Source organism: Acinetobacter sp. DL27 (assembly GCF_055810995.1).
Map to the genome: position 1 here is coordinate 1,978,795 of NZ_CM147947.1, position 19,232 is coordinate 1,998,026.

19 protein-coding genes are annotated in these 19,232 nt (G+C 40.5%); 11 read left to right on the forward strand and 8 right to left on the reverse strand.

Annotation, left to right across the window (positions count from 1 at the left end; translation table 11 throughout):
• The first annotated feature begins 5 nt into the window (after nucleotides 1-5).
• Together AC0KVP_RS09610 and AC0KVP_RS09615 are read left to right on the forward strand one after the other, a co-directional pair.
• Nucleotides 6-1,523: an acetyl-CoA C-acetyltransferase gene (locus AC0KVP_RS09610; RefSeq protein ID WP_058951897.1), complete on the forward strand. Its 1,518-nt coding sequence runs from the start codon at nucleotides 6-8 to the stop codon at nucleotides 1,521-1,523.
• A gap of 106 nt (nucleotides 1,524-1,629) precedes the next feature.
• Entirely contained in the window at nucleotides 1,630-2,181 is a 552-nt protein-coding gene (locus AC0KVP_RS09615; protein ID WP_183175048.1) for a hypothetical protein, read from the forward strand.
• 45 nt (nucleotides 2,182-2,226) lie between these two features.
• Here the strand turns inward: AC0KVP_RS09615 and aceI are convergent, their stop codons facing one another.
• Complete coding sequence (gene aceI / locus AC0KVP_RS09620) at nucleotides 2,227-2,661, reverse strand: chlorhexidine efflux PACE transporter AceI (RefSeq protein WP_473336319.1); 435 nt, start codon at nucleotides 2,659-2,661, stop codon at nucleotides 2,227-2,229.
• 99 nt (nucleotides 2,662-2,760) lie between these two features.
• Here aceI and aceR point away from each other — a divergent pair, with 99 nt between their 5' ends.
• From aceR to AC0KVP_RS09640, 4 genes are all read left to right on the forward strand, one after another.
• The gene (aceR, locus tag AC0KVP_RS09625) at nucleotides 2,761-3,648 is read left to right on the forward strand and encodes an HTH-type transcriptional regulator AceR (protein WP_473336321.1); all 888 of its coding nucleotides are present in this window, start codon (nucleotides 2,761-2,763) and stop codon (nucleotides 3,646-3,648) included.
• A 92-nt stretch (nucleotides 3,649-3,740) separates the two neighbouring features.
• Nucleotides 3,741-4,727, forward strand: a complete 987-nt coding sequence (gene tal / locus AC0KVP_RS09630; RefSeq protein WP_004984782.1) for a transaldolase — start codon at nucleotides 3,741-3,743, stop codon at nucleotides 4,725-4,727.
• A gap of 70 nt (nucleotides 4,728-4,797) precedes the next feature.
• Nucleotides 4,798-5,448 carry a leucine efflux protein LeuE gene (gene leuE, locus AC0KVP_RS09635; protein WP_178927975.1) on the forward strand — a complete coding sequence of 217 codons (651 nt, stop codon included), beginning with the start codon at nucleotides 4,798-4,800 and terminating at the stop codon, nucleotides 5,446-5,448.
• Between the two features lie 125 nt (nucleotides 5,449-5,573).
• A complete protein-coding gene (locus tag AC0KVP_RS09640) occupies nucleotides 5,574-6,749 on the forward strand; it encodes a benzoate/H(+) symporter BenE family transporter (RefSeq protein ID WP_473336324.1) in 1,176 nt (391 codons plus the stop codon).
• 66 nt (nucleotides 6,750-6,815) lie between these two features.
• On the opposite strand, the gene AC0KVP_RS09645 is transcribed toward AC0KVP_RS09640, so the two are convergent.
• The 3 genes from AC0KVP_RS09645 to AC0KVP_RS09655 form a co-directional block, all read right to left on the reverse strand.
• On the reverse strand, nucleotides 6,816-7,373 hold the full coding sequence (locus tag AC0KVP_RS09645; RefSeq protein ID WP_004696906.1) for a TetR/AcrR family transcriptional regulator: 558 nt from the start codon (nucleotides 7,371-7,373) through the stop codon (nucleotides 6,816-6,818).
• 5 nt (nucleotides 7,374-7,378) lie between these two features.
• A complete protein-coding gene (locus AC0KVP_RS09650; RefSeq protein WP_005401176.1) occupies nucleotides 7,379-7,723 on the reverse strand; it encodes a DMT family transporter in 345 nt (114 codons plus the stop codon).
• An 82-nt stretch (nucleotides 7,724-7,805) separates the two neighbouring features.
• Complete coding sequence (locus tag AC0KVP_RS09655) at nucleotides 7,806-8,819, reverse strand: alpha/beta hydrolase (protein WP_473336327.1); 1,014 nt, start codon at nucleotides 8,817-8,819, stop codon at nucleotides 7,806-7,808.
• Between the two features lie 302 nt (nucleotides 8,820-9,121).
• Between AC0KVP_RS09655 and AC0KVP_RS09660 the strand changes: the two genes are divergently transcribed.
• Together AC0KVP_RS09660 and AC0KVP_RS09665 are read left to right on the forward strand one after the other, a co-directional pair.
• On the forward strand, nucleotides 9,122-9,565 hold the full coding sequence (locus tag AC0KVP_RS09660) for a universal stress protein (protein WP_183173114.1): 444 nt from the start codon (nucleotides 9,122-9,124) through the stop codon (nucleotides 9,563-9,565).
• A gap of 85 nt (nucleotides 9,566-9,650) precedes the next feature.
• Nucleotides 9,651-10,094: a universal stress protein gene (locus AC0KVP_RS09665; protein WP_004696899.1), complete on the forward strand. Its 444-nt coding sequence runs from the start codon at nucleotides 9,651-9,653 to the stop codon at nucleotides 10,092-10,094.
• Nucleotides 10,095-10,164: 70 nt separating this feature from the next.
• Here AC0KVP_RS09665 and AC0KVP_RS09670 read toward each other — a convergent pair whose 3' ends face one another.
• Together AC0KVP_RS09670 and pepN are read right to left on the reverse strand one after the other, a co-directional pair.
• Nucleotides 10,165-10,671, reverse strand: coding sequence for a peptidase associated/transthyretin-like domain-containing protein (locus AC0KVP_RS09670; RefSeq protein ID WP_473336330.1), 507 nt, complete (start codon nucleotides 10,669-10,671; stop codon nucleotides 10,165-10,167).
• A 282-nt stretch (nucleotides 10,672-10,953) separates the two neighbouring features.
• Nucleotides 10,954-13,563, reverse strand: coding sequence for an aminopeptidase N (pepN, locus tag AC0KVP_RS09675; RefSeq protein ID WP_473336332.1), 2,610 nt, complete (start codon nucleotides 13,561-13,563; stop codon nucleotides 10,954-10,956).
• Between the two features lie 423 nt (nucleotides 13,564-13,986).
• On the opposite strand from pepN, the gene AC0KVP_RS09680 reads away from it, so the two are divergent.
• From AC0KVP_RS09680 to thiM, 3 genes are all read left to right on the forward strand, one after another.
• Nucleotides 13,987-14,244, forward strand: coding sequence for a hypothetical protein (locus AC0KVP_RS09680; RefSeq protein ID WP_473336334.1), 258 nt, complete (start codon nucleotides 13,987-13,989; stop codon nucleotides 14,242-14,244).
• Between the two features lie 186 nt (nucleotides 14,245-14,430).
• Nucleotides 14,431-15,588 carry a hypothetical protein gene (locus AC0KVP_RS09685; protein ID WP_017397110.1) on the forward strand — a complete coding sequence of 386 codons (1,158 nt, stop codon included), beginning with the start codon at nucleotides 14,431-14,433 and terminating at the stop codon, nucleotides 15,586-15,588.
• A gap of 11 nt (nucleotides 15,589-15,599) precedes the next feature.
• Complete coding sequence (gene thiM / locus AC0KVP_RS09690; protein WP_473336336.1) at nucleotides 15,600-16,475, forward strand: hydroxyethylthiazole kinase; 876 nt, start codon at nucleotides 15,600-15,602, stop codon at nucleotides 16,473-16,475.
• Nucleotides 16,476-16,499: 24 nt separating this feature from the next.
• Here the strand turns inward: thiM and AC0KVP_RS09695 are convergent, their stop codons facing one another.
• The gene (locus tag AC0KVP_RS09695) at nucleotides 16,500-17,231 is read right to left on the reverse strand and encodes a hypothetical protein (protein WP_473336338.1); all 732 of its coding nucleotides are present in this window, start codon (nucleotides 17,229-17,231) and stop codon (nucleotides 16,500-16,502) included.
• Nucleotides 17,232-17,475: 244 nt separating this feature from the next.
• Nucleotides 17,476-19,002 (reverse strand): TerC family protein, encoded by a 1,527-nt coding sequence (locus tag AC0KVP_RS09700; protein ID WP_473336340.1) that lies wholly within the window; start codon nucleotides 19,000-19,002, stop codon nucleotides 17,476-17,478.
• Nucleotides 19,003-19,232 lie beyond the last annotated feature (230 nt).

The window sequence follows — 19,232 nt, forward strand, 5'->3', positions numbered from 1 at the left end:
GCCTTATGAGCAAAACAACTCAAGAAAATCCAGCAGTGGAAAATTCTGCTACGGAAACTGTGTCAAATACATCAAAAAGTACACCGCGTAGAACTAAAAGTACTGGCACAACAACCCAATCAGTAAATAACACGACTAAGCCGACTCGCACCCGTGCTGCGTCAACTCGTAGTAAAAGCCCCGCTTCTTCTACAAATGCTTCAAAATCAAAAACTCAAACTGCTGTTCAACAGGATCAAACCATGAGTCAAAACACTGTTCGCCGCGTGGCTATTATCGGTGGTAACCGTATTCCTTTCGCTCGCTCAAATGGCGCATATTTCACCGCTTCGAATACAGATATGTTCACAGCAGCGCTAAACGGTCTTGTTGAACGTTTTAACCTTCAAGGTCAACGCCTTGGTGAAGTGGTTGCTGGTGCGGTACTTAAACACAGCCGTGACTTTAACATGACCCGTGAATGTGTACTAAACACTGCACTTGCACCAGAAACACCTGCTTACGATATTCAGCAAGCATGTGGCACTGGCTTACAAGCAGCTTTCTTAGTTGCCAACAAAATCGCACTGGGCCAAATTGAAGTGGGTGTTGCTGGTGGTGTAGATACGACTTCTGATGCACCAATTGCGTTTGGTGATGGTTTACGTAAAGCATTGCTTGAGCTCAACATTGCAAAAACAGGTAAAGACCGTTTAAAAGCTTTGACTAAAATCAATCTAAAAGACTTGATGGATGCGCCAAAAAATGGTGAGCCACGCACGGGTCTTTCTATGGGTGATCACCAAGCTATTACTGCACTTGAATGGGGTATTGCACGTGAAGCACAAGACGAACTTGCTGCATCTTCACACCAAAAAATGGCTGCGGCTTACGAAGAAGGTTTCTTCGATGACCTAATCACACCATTCTTAGGTTTAGAGCGTGACAACAACTTACGTGCTGACTCTACTGTTGAAAAACTTGCTAAGCTCAAACCAGCTTTTGGTAAAGGCGATGCGCGTACCATGACTGCGGGTAACTCAACCCCACTTACGGATGGTGCATCTTGTGTGCTTTTAGCGTCAGAAGAATGGGCCAAAGCAAACGGTCACGAAGTACTTGCTTACTTAACCTTCCAAGAAACAGCTGCTGTTGATTTCGTTGAGAAAAAAGAAGGCTTATTGATGGCGCCTGCTTATGCAGTTCCACGTATGCTTGAGCGTGCTGGCATTACACTTCAAGACTTCGACTACTACGAAATTCATGAAGCATTTGCATCGCAAGTTCTTTCAACGTTGAAAGCTTGGGAAGATCCAAAATTCTGTAAAGACCGTTTAGGTTTAGATGCTCCACTAGGTTCAATTGACCGCACTAAACTTAACGTAAAAGGTTCTTCACTTGCAGCAGGTCACCCATTTGCTGCAACGGGTGGTCGTATCATTGCTACTGCTGCGAAGTTGATTAACCAAAAAGGTTCAGGTCGCGTACTGGTTTCAATTTGTGCTGCTGGCGGCCAAGGTGTAACGGCAATTATTGAAAAATAATCTCGCCTTCGCCATGATAAAGCACCTCTTTTGAGGTGCTTTTTAACTGGTCAAAACAATCAATTTGCCCTATAGATAAAAATATAAAATAACCAAATACAAAACTATGCGAAATTCATTCCCATTATTGGCTTACCTCAATACACCCATTCGCTATTATTATTTTTACCTCGTTCCCTTAGGACTAGCCCTCCTTGTGGTCAGTTTTGATGTTCACTTTCAAGGCATGTTTCCAAGCACCATCGCATCCAACTTATCCAGTCCACATAAATTTCTCAATGACTTTTTTGGTATATGTACTTTCATATGTATTGTCATTATTTTTATCAATTATTTTCGCGTACAGCTCAACAGACAACAAATCCAGCACATTAAACAACACTACGCAAAACTGAATACACAGCAACGTTCAATGTTTAACCCCTTAGGCTTATTGTTTTTTATTTTTATGTTGCTCTTTTTCTGCTTAAGCTGGTTTTTGATCAGTGATGAAATCCCATACACAGATTCCAGTACAAAGAAAGGCGCAACCATGGTCTATCTAAAAGGCTTTGCTCATCCGTATATTAGCGCTGTAGTGAATAGCTTACACTATGCCCTCACGGTTCTTTTTGCCTTGATGATCCCTTATATTTTCAATGTTAGAAAATTCACATAAGAATCGCTGCACATTAAAAAAGCCACGACATTGCGTGGCTTTTTTTTAATTTGAATATTGCGCTTCAGGTTGAATACCCAATTTCGCCTCCAGCATGTCATAACACCACTGGAAAATAAAGGTATAAACCAAAATACACATGGTTAAACTGAAGTCGAGCACGATGGCTTGCCAAATACTCATTTGCATTGCATATGCGACCATTGGGATGGTTGCAAGCATCAAACCACCTTCAAAACCAATCGCGTGAAGAACACGCACGCCGATGGTTCTTTTTAGCTTTCTTTTCGCTTCAAACTTTTCAAAAAAATGGTTAAACACCATATTCCATATGACCGAAGTGACAGCCATGACAATACCAAGTACACCTGTGACTTCTAAAGGCATATGGAATATGAAACTTAAAGCTACAGCAATGATCACCAATAGGATGATTTCATAGCTGAGCGCATGAATAATCCTTCTTTTGGAAATCAACATTTTTAATTACTCTTTCATAATTGGATGTTGGCTAGTTTATTTTTATAATATTGATTAATCGAGTTAGGTTCTTTCAATAAAATTGAAAGATAGAAAATTATGAATATCAATCAAGAGCAACTGATCATTTTTAAAACCGTGATTGAGTCAGGCTCATTTTCAGCTGCCTCACGAAAATTGGGCAAAGTGCCATCGGCCGTGAGTATGTCAATTGCCAACTTGGAAATAGACTTAAACCTACAACTTTTCTTACGTGAAGGACGTGAGCCCACAGCAACAGCGCAAGCCCTAACCTTGTATGAAAAGACCGAGCAACTACTGACCGAAATGAACCAATGGAAACAGCATGCCCATGCCCTAAGCCACGGTTTGGAGTCCTCGCTCAACATTGTAGTGGTATCTGAACTGCTACATATGCAATGGATCGACTACATCGCAATATTAGAAGCCGAATTTCCCAGTCTACAAATTAATATTTTTTCTGCACCTCAAGAAGATGCGCAGAAAATGTTACTCAGCGGCACAGCACAACTGGCACTGATGTTTGAACGTGAACAACTTGAAAGTAGCGAACAGTTTGTAGAATTAAAACTCGAGACTTTAGTTCCCGTCGCCAATAAAGATTTTATTCTGGCGCAATTTCCACAAGTCAGCTTTGAACAAATCCAACACAGTCGTCAAATTGTGGTTGCTAGTCGCGATAAAAGCATTAAGCCAGAATTGCTCTATTCCAAACAGTATTGGCGGACAGACAACCATCACTCGGCTTGCGCCTTAATCATGCAAAATTTTGGCTGGGGTGTTTTACCCTTAGAAATGTTGAATGAAAATCCTCAGCTCAAAAAGCAGCTCAAAATATTAGATCTGCTGGATTTCACACCGAAGTTTGAATATTTTGTAGACTTGGTCTGGAGTCGTGAAAGTGAATTGGGTGCAGCTGCACGTTTTTTAATCCAATACATTAGAAATCAGCGTAAAAAAGTATAATAACTGCTGTTAAAACGTCCGAATCCACTTGGGTTAAAAGCAGTTTGTGTTATAAATAATTTACGGGTAATAACTTTAAGAACGAACGATCAATGACACAAACCGCATTAAACCAATTAAAAAGCTTAACCACCATTGTTGCCGACAGTAGCGATTTAGCGGCGATTAACCAATTTCGTCCGCTCGATGCAACCACTAATCCATCTCTAATTACAGCAGCTGCAAGTCAACCTGAAAATAAAGAGTTGATTGAAGACGCTTTCGCTCAAGCCAAAGCGGAAGGCTTCGAAGATGACTTACTTATTGAACGTACGATTGACATTCTTACCGTCAAATTTGGTGTTGAAATTCTCAAGTTGATTGAAGGTCGTGTTTCCACAGAAGTGGATGCCGCGCTGTCTTATGATACCAATGCCACCATCGAAAAAGCCAAAGAGCTGCTGGCGCTATATAAAAACTACGGCGTAGATCAAGATCGTATTTTAATTAAAATTGCTTCGACATGGGCAGGCATTCAAGCAGCGAAAGTGCTGGAAGCTGAAGGAATCCATACCAACTTAACGCTTTTGTTTGGTGTACATCAAGCACATGCTTGTGCGGAGGCGAATGTCACTTTAATTTCACCTTTTGTTGGACGTATTTTAGATTGGTACAAAAAGGCCGAAGGCGTGGACAGCTATCCCGTTGAAAAAGACCCTGGCGTACTGTCTGTGAAGCAAATTTACCAGTTCTATAAAGCACATGGGGTTAAAACAGAAATTATGGGCGCAAGCTTCCGGAGTATTGACCAAGTGTTGGGACTAGCCGGCTGTGACCTGCTGACTGTTGCACCTAATTTATTGGCTGCACTTGAACAAGACACGCGTGAAGTCAAAGCACAACTGTCAGCAAGTGATATTGCACCAGCGACAACTGCACTTAACGCACTCGGTGAAACTGAGTTTAGAGATCAAATTGAACATGACCTCATGGCAACGCAACTGCTACAAGGGGGGATTGATGGATTTATTAAAGCTCGTCAACAACTGAACACACTGTTACGTCAGTCTTTTGGTTTAGATGAAGAAATTTCGGCTTAACTTGATTTTTCTTCTTTTAAAAGCCGATTTTGTTATCATGCAACATCGGCTTTTTTATTGAGAATACGTTGTGTTTGGTATTATCGACATCGGTACTTATATCATCGGTACAATTCTAATTGTGATTTTGCCAGGCCCAAATTCTCTTTATGTGATGTCCATTGCCTCACGATTTGGTATTAAGACAGGTTACTGGGGTGCATTAGGTGTTTTCACTGGCGATTTGATCCTCATTCTATGTACCGTGCTGGGTGCAGCATCTCTTTTACATGCTTTTCCTTGGCTGTTTATTTTATTAAAAATTGTAGGTGCACTGTATCTATCATATTTAGGTATAAAACTCTTGATTGCAGGAGTCAAAACCTGGAAGTCCAGCCCACAACAGCTTGCTGCAAGTACAGGCCAGAGTACTTTACAAAGCTTGCATCCTTTTCGCTCAGCGCTGACCATTAGCCTTTTAAACCCAAAAGCCATTTTGTTTTATCTGTCTTTTTTTGTGCAGTTTGTCGACCCAAATTATGCTTATCCAGCACTAAGCTTTGCCTTACTTTCCATTATTCTGCAAATCATCAGTATGGCCTATCTTAGTATCCTGATTTTTTCAGGTATTAAGCTGGCGAGCTATTTCAACCGACAGTTTAAAGTTGCCGCCGTTGCGGTGGCGACCGTCGGTCTGCTGTTTTGTGGCTTCGGCTTAAAACTGGCACTTTCCACACTGTAATTCTCGTGAATAATCTCATTATTTTCGATAAAAAATCCATAGTGTGCTGTTTTCTTTTTCAAGAACCAGCGTATGATCCTTGAACAATAGTAATTTTCACTCATTCAAATTATGTTTTGATCTTCATGCAAAAATTATTTCAAGATTTCTCAGTTCCAGCAGTATTCGCAGGTTTTATTACCTTTCTCATTGGCATTAGTGTGTCTTCAGTCTTGGTCATTCAGTCCGCCCAAGTCTTAGGTGCAAATACCGCGCAAATCAACTCATGGTTCTGGGCTTTAGGTCTGGGTATTGGTTTGAGTGGCCTGCTTTTATCTTGGAAACTTAAATATCCTGTATCGACCTCATGGTCTACGGCAGCACTGGCCTTAATTATTGCGACAGGCAGTGGTTATAGTTTGCATGAAGCAATTGGTGCATTTTTGGTCTGTGGTTTAGTTACTGCCATTTTGGGCTTTTTCGGTATCTTTGAAAAAGTTCTGACGTATATCCCGCAAAGCCTAACCAGTGCCATGCTAGCTGGTGTGTTATTGAAGTTTGGTATTTCATTGTTCGCCAGTATGCAAGACCATTGGGGTTTTATTTTATCCATGCTGGCGGCTTATATTGTTTCTAAGCGACTTACTCCACGTTACTGCATTGTCATTACAGTGATTGCAGGCTTGTTACTCTGCCCGTTGTTCTTAGACTTCCATACGCCTCAAATCACATGGAGCCTAGCGCAACCTGTTTGGATGATGCCTGAATTTAGTATGTCTGCTATTTTAGGTTTAGCGCTACCTTTGTTTGTGATCAATATGGCATCGCAATACTTACCGGGTATTGCCATGATTAAAAGCTATGGCTATAACCCCCACGTCAATCAACTGATTGGATGGACGGGTACCGCTCAAGCCTTACTCGCACCCTTTGGCTGTTATAGTGTCAATACCGCAGCAATTAGTGCAGCTGTCAGTTTAGATGAACAAGTTCACCCTGATCCATCAAAACGTTATATTGCGGGCATGAGCTGCGGTTTCTTCTATATCTTAATGGGACTATTCGCAGCCACCCTGACCAGCCTTTTACTGTCTTTCCCTGCAATCTTTATTACCGCTTTGGCTGGTATTGCTTTGTTTGGCACGATTAGTCATAACATCGCGATTGCATTTGAAACGGTATCAGACCGCGAGGCAGCGCTTATGACGTTTTTATTTAGCGCATCTGGGGTACAGTTCTTTGGTATTGGCTCTGCCTTTTGGGGACTACTCTTTGGTTTTGCTGTTATGCTTATATTTAAGTTTAAAGCCAAAAAAGTTTAATCCCTCATATAAAAAAGCACCCTCGACGGGTGTTTTTTTATTTTTAAATATTGCCAACTTGAAAAATTAATGCTGATAACTTCGTTGAATCAATTCTTGCTTAAGCTGCATGGTCTCAGACAGATTTTCCACCTCAGTAAATGCTGTAAGCCAAATGCCATCTGCAGCATAGCGCAAAATTTTAAGCTCCAAATCATTATCTGTATCCTGATGTCGCGCTAAACGTTTTTCCAGCCACTCAATCCAATACTCATTAAAGGTACGATCCGTCAGCATAATCATCGAAATAGCTGACCAAGAATGCTCTAAACCTAGCACCTGCTTTTCTAGAGTAATTTCAATATAGGCTCGGGTAAAGCAACCAAAACGATCACGGTCTTGGCTAATCAACTCATCAACAACACGATCTAATTGTTCAAGCTGTTCCACAACCATCGCTTCAAGTAGCTTTTGTTTGTTTGGAAAATGATGGAAAACCCCGCCCTTACTCACACCAACCAAATCAGCCACAGCTTGTATGGAAACCCCAGTCACGCCTTTTTCAGCAGCCAAACAGATCGCATGTTGTAGAATACTTTGGCGAACCTGTTCCGGCGCCTTTTTACGTGGACTTGCTTGTTGCATCGAAGTTAATGCCCTGTTGAGTTTGAAAATAAGTTAATTACGACCACACCAGAAACAATCAGTGCAATACCGATCATTGCTGCGAAATCTAGACTTTGTCGGAAAACAAAGTAACCAATCAGAGCGGTTAAAACAATACCAACACCCGCCCAAATCGCATAAGCAATACCCAATGGAATCACTTTAATCACTTGAGACAGTAAATAAAATGCCAACGAAAATAAAACTACCACCGCCAGTGAAGGCAATAGCTTGGTAAAACCTTCCGACTTTACCAAAAAAGTTGAACCAATCACTTCAGAAATAATTGCCATCGCCAGCAAAGCATAAGCCATTAATATAGGATTCATCAGAAACTCAATAATAAACATACCAATCGGTCGGTATGTTAATAAAGTAGCAAAAATTAAACAAGGCTTTCTGCATACTTTTTTATTTTGTTTCAGTCGGCTTTAAGGTCTGTTTTATAAAATCAATGGTTCGATCAAAGGTGATCTGACTCGCTTGTTTACTCATCATAAACTGATATTCATGCACCAAAAACTCCTTAGAGTCTGGATAAAAAGCCTCCGTGACTGCAATCTGATGCTGCTTCAACACCGCAACAAAAGGTAATGACTGGCTCTTGGTTAAAAAGTCTTTATTTCCCCCACTGATAAAGACAGGTGGATACTGTGATGTAATATGTTCACTGGTTGAAATCGACTTTAAAAATGCTGCATCCTCTTTACGCTCCCCTGTATAAGCTTGTACCAAGTTATAAACGCCCCATTCAATGAGCCTGAGTTCCTCAGGAGCGGTGTTTACAAAGCGATATAAGTCATAAATACCACAATGCAAAATTAGTCCTTTAAGCTGTTTCGGCTGAATGCTCGGCTTAAAATTGGATGCTTGAGCAAATGCGGGATTCGTCAAAAGCGCAGCATAATGACTGGCAATATTGGCTCCAGCAGAGTCTCCTGCTAAATACAGTTGGTTCGGGTTAATATGATACTGAGCAGCATTCAATTGTAAGAAATTCAGTGCATGATCGACTTGCTGTAACTGAGTGGGATAAATAGCCTCAGGCGCAAACTGATACTCTACCGAGACCACGTTAAAGCCTTGATTAGCCAAAAGTTTGAAATAACCTCGCGCATGCTCTTTTGACCCCGAAACCCATCCGCCGCCATGAATCCAAACCACCGTGGGCACTGCGTTTAATTGTTCAATATTTTGGGGTTGATAGATGTCAACATTCAGCTCAGGACTAGCTTGATATGGAATATTATTATGTACGATGACATCGGGAGGAGCAAAGCGATCCAGCATTTTCATTTGAATATTAGTTGCTGTATTAAATGTACCCGCAATCAGTTTGGTGTTCTTTTCTACACTTTGACACGCGCTCAATAGCACAATCATGAAAACAGTACTAAGTACTTTTATTATTGATTGAAAAATCATACTGTTCGGCTCCACCCTTTTTTCAAATGATTCTAATACAATCTCTATCACACCGCATGATTAAACAGGTCTCATTTCAGCCCCATTTAAACACTAGAAGCAACTTTTAAAGAATATCGCTTTAAATTTAAAACTTGAGTTTTTCACTCAAGATTTTGGACAAGTAAATCGGCTTTTTTTTGAATTATTTTCTTTAAATTTCATGAATTTTCAATTTTTAGCCCGATCAAAATTGAACATTTAATGGCAGTGTGTTATCAATAAATCAAGAACTAAATCTTATACAAAAAGGAGTCCCTCTGATGGCTTACCAACATATTTTAGTCCCTGTTGACGGTTCACAAATTTCTTTTTCTGCGGTTAAGCAAGCGGCTGAAATTGCCAAAGTTTTTGGCAGTCAACTCACATTGATTAGCTTAGTTGCTGAAGACCCTCTCAAAGATGCTGATTTTTACTATACTTCTCCAATCATGAAAGACTATTTCATACAAGCCTACAACAATGCTGAGAAAGCCCTTCAGGATGCGGTTCAAATTGCACAAGAACAAGGTGTAACGGCACAGTCTAAAATCATCAAAGGTGAAGTCTCTGAAGATGCTGTGGTCGAAACGGCCGCTTCACTAAAAAATGACTTGATTGTGATGGGTTCACATGGCCGTAAAGGCTTTCAAAAATTCCTATTAGGCAGCTTTGCTCAAGATGTTCTCAAGTCTACTGAGCTCCCAGTTCTCATTGTTAAAGCTTAATCAACTATAACGCGTCTTTATATGAATTGATTTCGCATGTACTGCAAAATAATCCGCATAAAGATGCACCATTAAGGAGAAGATAATGAGCTACAAACACATTTTGGTTGCCGTCGATGAATCCCCGATGTCTTATGCTGCTGTTGAACAAGCACTTGAGTTAGCCAAAGATTTAAATAGTCGTGTGACACTCATGAGCGTGATTGCAGTCGATCCATTTGTCGGTGTCGACTTCTATAAAGTTGCACCAGCCATCACCGACTATTTCCTACATGCTGAAAAAGTCGCTCAAGACCGTTTAGCCGAAGTAAAGCTCTCATTTGACCGTGATGAAATTGAGGTAGATACCAAAGTGATCCGCGGCATCTCTCCTTCTGAAGGTATTATTCATGTGGCCGATGAAGTCGGTGCAGACCTGATTTTGATGGGCTCACATGGCCGTACAGGTTTTAAAAAGATGATGTTAGGTAGTGTGGCGCAGAATGTTCTGACACAATCTCCGATACCTGTGCTGATCGTAAAAGTTTAATGTCTATAAAAATCCCTCGAAACCGAGGGATTTTTATGTATCTATTCGGCAAAATGCAGAACTTACGTCATTAGTTTTTAATTTGAATCGCGCGTGCCATTACATCTTCAGGCACTTGATCTGTAAATACCACCGCTAAGGCTTTGTCATTTTTAGGCATTTTCTCTGTATTATTAGCTTCTAATACAGCGTTAATATCCTCTGGTGTGAAGCTGTACATTGCACCTGTCGCTGGATCTACCGCCAGTAAGCCAATCAGTCCGCCAAAAATAATATTACCAAAATACCAACCACTGATTGTCCCTTTGACTGTCACAGTTTTCGACATAAACCCATCTTTACTAAAAGTAATTTGGTATTCTTCTGGTTTGAAATAACCAGCACCTTTTTTCAAGCTTACTGTTGTAGGTGTTTGCCCAACATGTACACTTTGCCCTGCACGGTTTTTAATTTCAATTTTGGCTGAATCTGGAACACTGGTAAACGTTAGCGTTTGAGTCGACCCCTTAATAATACTCGCACAACCTGTCATCAGCATTGTTGCAGAAATCATAGAAGCTACTAATAATTTATTCATTTTTATTACTCTTTTAAAGAAATCTGGCGAAATGTAACAGAAAGTTAATAGATTATGAAGAAAATATGTAGAAGAAACAGTTAATTGATCATTTTTTGTGGCTAAGTTAGCCAAATTCCTCCTTAAATTGTTTTCCATCAGAAAAAATTCAAGTAAATAAATACTTTATCTCGCTACATTTATTCAGTGACTGTATTTTTAATTTTAATGAAATCAATAAAAAGGCTATTTCCCATTACTGAAAAATAGCCTGAAAATGCTTAAAATTTAGAAAGTTTTTTATCAAATACTCAGCATACTACTTAAAGTCTCACTGACATTTTTAGATTTCACTTGTGGTTTTAAAGCCTCAAGCTTCGCTTTCACTTCGCTACGCTGTGGCTCTGCCAATGTGTACCAACGTGACAAAACCTGAAGTAAACGAGAACCAACTATTGGGTTTTTCTCATCTAAATATTTTGCTAGTCCAATAAAATGATCCACACCAAAACTCCATGTATTCACTGGGTTTGCATTTAAGCCGCCACTCACTGAACGAATGCGGTTCGGTACGCCCAAATCATAATCGGCATGTGAAGTGAGGTATTGAATGGTGTCTTCTGTAGCACAAGGATGTGCCGCTTGAAGTGTGAACCACTGATCTAGTGACAAAGCCTCATCTTTAAAACGTTGATAAAAATCATATAAAGCAGCTTCTGCTTGCGGTGCATCATTCCACACCAAGACACGTAATGCGCCTAAACGTTCAGACATATTGCCTGTGGCTTCATATTGCTGATATGCCAGCTCAAAAGCACTTTCATCGCCTTGACGTGCCATCATACTGAGCATAATGTTTTTCAGCGCACGGACACCCATGGCTTGTGAGAACTCTTTTTGCAAATCTGGGTCTAAAGCTAAATAAGTGTCTTTACAGAACTCACCTAACTCACGTGCTAATTTTTCAATCAAAGCATTACGTTGTTCTTGAATTTTCGCTGGTTCGTAGTCAGTGTCGATGCGACTACCCAAATAACCTTCGCTTGGTACATCAAATAAACGTGATGCCAAGAGTGGATCTTGTTCAACGAGATCTGGTAGCGTGTTTTTAATGGCTTGAATATAAATATGCGCATCATGACCATTGAGTAAAATACGCTCAAGTAAGGTTTGCGTCGCTTGCCATTGGTTAAAACCATTGGTTTCGTATTGAATCAGGAACGCCAAATCTTCATCGGTATAGTTAAATTCTAAATTGACGGGCGCAGAAAAATTACGCAGTAATGACACGACAGGTTTCGCACTTAAACCGCTAAACACAATGCTGGCTTGGTCTTGATCAAAAAGATACACGCCGTCTTTGACTGCATTTTCAAATAAGCTATCAGATTTTAAAACCAATTGCTCACCTGTTGCAGCATCGAACAGTGCTAAAGCGACAGGAATTGGAACAGCTTTTAGATTCGGATACTTAGGATGTGCTTTTAAACTTTGCTTAAAGTTTAAGCTATAAGTTTGTGCAGCAGCATCATAATGACCTTCCGCTTCTAACTTGGGTGTACCCGGTTGGTTATACCATGTTAAGAAATTGGATAAATCTACGCCTGAACCTGCGGTTAAAGCGGCTACCCAGTCTTCAACTGTCACGGCCTGGCCATCATGGCGTTCAAAGTATTCATCAGTTCCTTTACGGAATTTTTCTTTGCCTAATAAGGTTGCCATCATGCGGTTAATTTCCGCACCTTTTTCGTAGACCGTTGCAGTATAAAAGTTATTGATTTCCACAAAATGGTCTGGACGCGGTGGATGAGACAATGGGCCTGAATCTTCTGGGAACTGATGCGCTTTGAGTACCGCAACGTCGTCAATACGTTGAACCGCAGCCGACTGTAAATCTTCTGAGAAAGATTGATCACGGAAAACCGTTAAGCCTTCTTTTAAACATAATTGGAACCAATCACGGCAAGTAATGCGGTTACCTGTCCAGTTATGGAAGTATTCATGTGCGATCACCGACTGTACACGCATGATCGCGGCATCTGTCGTGTATTCTTCATCCGCCAAAACACATGACGTATTAAAAATGTTGAGACCTTTATTTTCCATCGCCCCCATGTTGAAAGCACTGGTAGCCACAATCATATAGTTGTCTAAATCATAGGGACGACCATAGTGTTCTTCATCCCAACGCATTGAATGCTTTAAGGCTTCCATTGCAATATGACATTTCGGAATATCCTTTTCTTCGGCATAAATTTCTAAAGCCACATCACGGCCTTCCGAGGTCACATAACGGTCTTTTAAAACAGCCAAATCACCAATCACACAGGCAAACAAATACGCTGGTTTTTTGGTTGGATCTTGCCAAATGGTATAGTGACGACCTTCGCCTGCCTCGCCCGCTTCAATCAAGTTACCATTGGCAAGGAGCACTGGATATTTTTTATCGGCTTCTACACGTGTGGTGAAAACTGAAAGGACATCAGGACGGTCTGGGTAAAAGGTAATTTTACGGAATCCTTCAGGCTCATTTTGGGTAACAAACAAATCTGATGCGGCTTGGTATAAGCCTTCAAGTTGTGTATTTGACTCAGGATGAATGATCACCGATGTCTCAAGCTTGATCTGATTTGGTGCATTACGAATCACCAACTGCTCAGTATCAAGCACATATTGCTCTTGGCTGAGTTGCTGACCATTCAGCACCAAACTTTTCAGCTCTAAATCACGCCCAAGTAAAACCAAATCACCCTCAGTTTGGCGCATCAGCTCCAGTACAGCATCAACTTGGCTATGCTCATCATAGACTTGAATATCGAGGTGAATGCTGTCTACTAAAAAAGATGGTTTTTGATAGTCTTTTAAATAGACGGTTTGATCTGCTTCAATAATTGGATTTGCCGCAATATTCATGTCATGTCCTAATGCTATTGGTCTACAGCTTTATATTGTGTATGTTTTGATCATACGACAAGTTTGCCATGCTGTCTGTGTATGTTGAATGATATTTATATGGGCACGTTGAATAGGCTTTTCAATTCTATTTGTCTTATCCCTCTCATATGATTGCACCAAGTGAATAAGAAACAGTCAACGCCCTTATCGTGCCGTGCTTGTTTAGCAATATTTGCACCAGCCTTTACACTTACACAGTGCCATTAGCTCTCTACCATTCTAGCGCTGAGAAACTTAAAAACATCGATAAGATATAAAGCCAGCTCTTTTCAAATATCTAACTTAATTTTCAAATCGGCTACATTTTGTGCACAGTTTTTGCTTGTATCTAAATATGCATAGCGCATGATAAAACTTAAGCAAAACAAATAGAGGTGTGAGATGTACTTAAAAGACCATATCGTCCGCGTCGAAAATATAAAAATGCTGCAAGCAATGAATGCTGCAAAAATTGATCATAAAGTCATTGCCCTGTTCATGAGCTGTGAAGGGATGCCATTACAAGCACACGATGTCAGCAGCATTCTAAATCACTACGACACACTGGGGAGTAAAAAGTTGCCAAGCAAAAAAGTTCAAGCCATGATTGAAGCTAAAAAATTAGGTATGGAAGATGACTCTCTACCTTGCCCCGTTTAAATTCTACTTCTACAAAAAATACGGTGCATGCCGTATTTTTTTCGCCCTATATTCACCAATGCATTGCTTCACCCGTCTAGCGTTTACAAAGCACCTCTGCTTGTTCAATTACACTGCAATTTACAACGCCTTTATAAAATTTTAGCGTGTATAATTTGAGAAAATCCTGAGTTTCAAATTCATCTTATGTCGCTTCAAATTTTGCACAAACAACTTGATGAAAGCACGCCTTGTCCACTTTGTCAGGCGGCCATGTTTTGGGTGGATGCTGAACAATACGACAAAGAAATTAACTTTCATGAATGTAGCCACTGCCAACATCGTGTTTTTAGCAATTCAAATTTAAATTGCCACTGCGACAGTTGCTTAGCGCAGCGCAAAAAAATATTGAAAGAAACTCGTCAGCAAGAACAGCGTAAAACCAAAACCAAGGACATTTATGAGTTTGAACTGGGTCAACTCAGTTTTATGCATAAATTATTTTTATTGGCCCTGTTAGATGACTACGCACAAGAACATACACAGCATCAAGAGTTTATTGATTGGGAACAGATCAAATATTTTAGCATCACTCCCAATTATCTCTTTCAAAATAGCCTCGTCAAACAACTGGTAAAAGAACAGATACTCGTTGCCAAAGATTTTGCCAGTGAAGCCCACCAGTATTATATTAATGTGCGTTTGGACGGCTATTCTGAACCCAGCCTATTTAGTGTTACGCAGCAGTTACGTTATTGGTTTTATGAAAATCTTAGCCTTGGTGTGCCTTTTAAGACCGCGGATGAAGTCAAAAATGCCTTGTACCAATTGCTCTATCAAGAAATTATCCAATTTATGCAATTTTACTGCCGTACTTGGGGCATTCAAATTGCAGGAAATAACAGTTTCCAAGTGTTTTGTTATCGTTTACTCGATGTACTCGCAGTCGGACAAATTTATTATTTAATCCAAACTGCATTGGAGTATTTATATGAACGGAAAGCCTTACAACCCAGAAATGAAAACTTCATCAACACCAACTTGTTGAAAAAAACTTTACAACAATACCGTGAACGCAGTGTCGCTGAAAAATGGGAAACCTCAACGCTGCCGCGACCGCATAACTTACCATTCAGCAAAATGAGCGAAGTGTTATTTTTCCGATTTTTAGGCTATGACGAAGCCATTTTCTTCCAGCCTGTCTCTCGTTCATGGCAAAAAATTGAGCCGCGTTTAAGCTTCTATTCACAAAAACGCTGTATGTACTGTGGGTCAAATGAGCTCACAGTAGATTATGATGCTGACCAATATGTGACTTTATTTTGTCGTAAATGTAAGCATCAAGACCACTATTTCACCAAATAAGGGCACCCACTATGACCCAGCTTTTAGACCTGTCCTTGCTTAACACAAAACAATCGATTCAAGACCAAACCGATGTCTTGGTGGCCTATGTTGCTGAAGCTTGGACTGCCCTGCAAACGCAACAACCTTTGGTGCAATGTATCACCAACAGTGTTGCTGCCAACTATGCAGCCAATGTTTTATTGGCTGCGGGCGCCTCACCGGCCATGATTGATAATCCCTTTGAGGCGGAAAGTTTCACCCGTATTAGTGCAGCGCTCAGTATTAACCTAGGTACGCCAACCTCTGAACAGATGCAAGCCATGCAAATCTCGGCACAAACCGCACAGCAGCAAAACATTCCGTGGGTATTAGACCCTGTGGGATATGGTCCATTTTTAAAATGGCGCTCTGAAATGGTAGATCAGCTTTTAGCTTTTCAACCCACGGTTATTCGTGGCAATGCATCTGAAATCAGCACACTTGCGGGAAACCAGATCGAAACCAAAGGCGTTGACAGCACAGTAAGTAGTGCCGATGTCTACCATCAAGCAAAAACACTTTTAGCGCAGGCTGAAGTCATTGCGATTTCTGGCGAGTCTGACTATATTCTCTCAAAACAACTTGATGCTGTAATTCAAGTCAATGGTGGTTCGCATTTACAACCCAAAGTTACTGCTACGGGTTGTGCCCTTGGTGCATTAATTGCTGCCTATAGCGCAGTCACCAATCCTGTCATTGCAGCGCTTTCTGCGCATGTCCACTTTGCCATTGCTGGGCAACTTGCTTATACCCAAAGCCAAAACACAGGAAGTTTTAATGTAGCGTTTATGGATCACATTCATCAAATGAAAGCTGAAACCATTTATGAATATACGGATATACAACTTATCCGTACCTCAGCCTAAATAAAGTATGGCGAGAGTTTCTGCTTAGGCAACTTCTCGCCCTAAAAACACGTTCATCGCCGCTTCTAGCAGAGTCAGCACATCTAATTTACAGATACACATCAAGCCCATGCCAATAAAATAATCAGGCGTATGTTGCATATAAAAGTTGATATGACGACTGGCTCGATTTCGAAGCCGAATCAACTGTTCAGGCGTGGTCTGCGGCAGTACACATGGATGCACAAACACATCATCACTGCGCTGTTGCACATTCACATGACGGTTTTGCATTAGATCAAGAACCTGTAAATAATCCTCAGGCATTGGCACTTCTGCACGCGGATAAAAGCGTTTTGAACGTGACGCGAACAGCCGATATACTTTTGGCTGCATCAAACTCGAAACAAACCATAACTGACGCGTGGGATATTTTAAACGATAACCTAAAGTTACTCGAATTGCGGATAAGAGTGTTCTGTTTTGATTTCGGTAGTCAGGTAAAAAAGCTGCACGCGAGCTAAGAATATATAAAGGTTGATGCGCTGTCTTAAGCTTCAAGATGGCAATAATATTTTGCCCAACTATTTTTCCGCGATGATAAAAACGAATAATAGGTAATGCCACTACATCAGGGTTATACAACAATTGATGCAGTTCTGCTGGGATTGCATTTGGGAAAATTTGTCGATCAAAATTTTCAAGCTCTTCAAATAGAACTTGTTTTTTCTCTACTGAAAGCTTTTTAAAATCAACGACCTTTTCCATAAGTTGCATGAAGTGTTTCCGTTCTTATTTTGATCACTTGTTTTACTGCTATAGTCTAAATACAATGCTTTGATGAGCATCTGTATAGAAAAAACTGTCTTCACAAAACCGATAACGTCAAGGGCCAAATACGACAGCCAAATTGTGGGCATAGAATAACTGCTTTTTATTTAAGTGCATAGCGCTTATTTTATAAGCAGAAAAAATGCCAGCACGAAGCTGACATTTTTCTCACAATCTAGTTTTGCAATGATTAAGCAGTACGATAGCTAATATTCACGGTCTTAATTCGGTTTGAATCTAATTCAAGCACTTCAAAGTGAACACCACGGTAGTCCAGTTGAGTTCCAACGTGTACATCACCGTGGGTTTTATCTAGGATTAAACCGGCAACACTGATATAGCCTGCATCTTCTTCAACCAAATCGATCATCCCAAGTTCCAGTTCAAGCTGATATAAATCCAGCATGCCTGTCGCCTTCCACGTCTGCTCATCTATCTTCATCAAATCAAGTTGCTCATCGGCATCAGGAAATTCACCAGCAATCGCTTCAAATACGTCAAGCGGTGAAACAAGGCCCTGCACATTACCAAACTCATCGCTCACCAAAACCAATGAACCTTTAGACGTTCTTAACGTATTAATCGCATCAATGACTTTCATTTTTTCAAAAATGTAAATTGGACGATGACGTTTGATCAAGTCTTTCAATTGCTCTTCATCATCTAAGACATCAAGCAACTCTTTGGCGCGCGCAATACTGATCACTTTATCCAAGCTACCGCGGCACACTGGAAATAAACTGTGCGGTACAGACAATACCTGTTCACGAATTTTCTCAGGTGAATCATCAAGATTGACCCACGAAATTTGACTACGCGGTGTCATGATCGAAGCGACTGAACGTTCAGCCAACGTCAATACACCACCAATCATATAACGCTCCTCATCCGCAAAAGTTTCTTGCGCTTGAAGCTGATCAGGGTCTTCAGCTTGGAGCTTACCACCCATGAGTTTTAAAATAGAATCCGCAGTACGATGACGCAGAGGAATTTTCGCTTCATGTTTTGCCACATTTCGCTCACCAAATTGGTTAAAGGCTTCAATCGCAATGGCAACACCAATACCCGAATAGATATAACCTTTAGGAATGTGGAAGCCGAAACCTTCCGCAATCAGGCTGATACCAATCAACAGTAAGAAGCTTAAACACAAGATGACCACAGTCGGATGACGGTTTACAAAAGTCATTAATGGTTTCGACGCCAACAGCATGACCACCATGGCAACGACCATAGCCACCATCATCACATTGATGTTGTCGACCATACCAATCGCTGTAATCACCGAATCCAGTGAGAACACCGCGTCAAGGATCACAATCTGTGCCACAACTGCGGTGAAACCTGCATAGACTACATTGGTGGTCAGCTTAACTTCGGGCTTACCTTCAATTTTTTCATGCAATTCGGTAACGGCTTTATAGACTAGGAACAAGCCACCAAATAAAAGAATGAGATCTCGCCCAGAGAATGTCCAATCTAAGACAGTAATCAGCGGTCGAGTCAACGTGACTAACCAAGTGATGATAAACAACAAGCCCAAGCGCATTAAAAGTGCAAGCGACAGACCAATGACACGCGCTTTATCGCGTTGCTCAGGAGGAAGTTTTTCAGCCAAAATGGCAATAAAGACTAGGTTATCAATACCTAAAACAATTTCTAATATAATCAGCGTAAGTAAACTTACCCATATTCCCGGATCTAATAAAAATTCCATTATTTTATTACCCCAGAATTATGTTTCTGTTTTAAAAGCATAGACCTGCACGGCGACGGATCCATATTTGTGACCTGTTCAACTAAAGATGAAATAATTATGCCTGAGATGTTTGGCTTGTAATAATTTTTTTATGGTTTTTAACAAAATTTTAATATTCGACCACTTATTATGCAAAAAATACATAAAAATATCGAAATCTCTGTTCGAAATTTTGTCACTTAATGCCA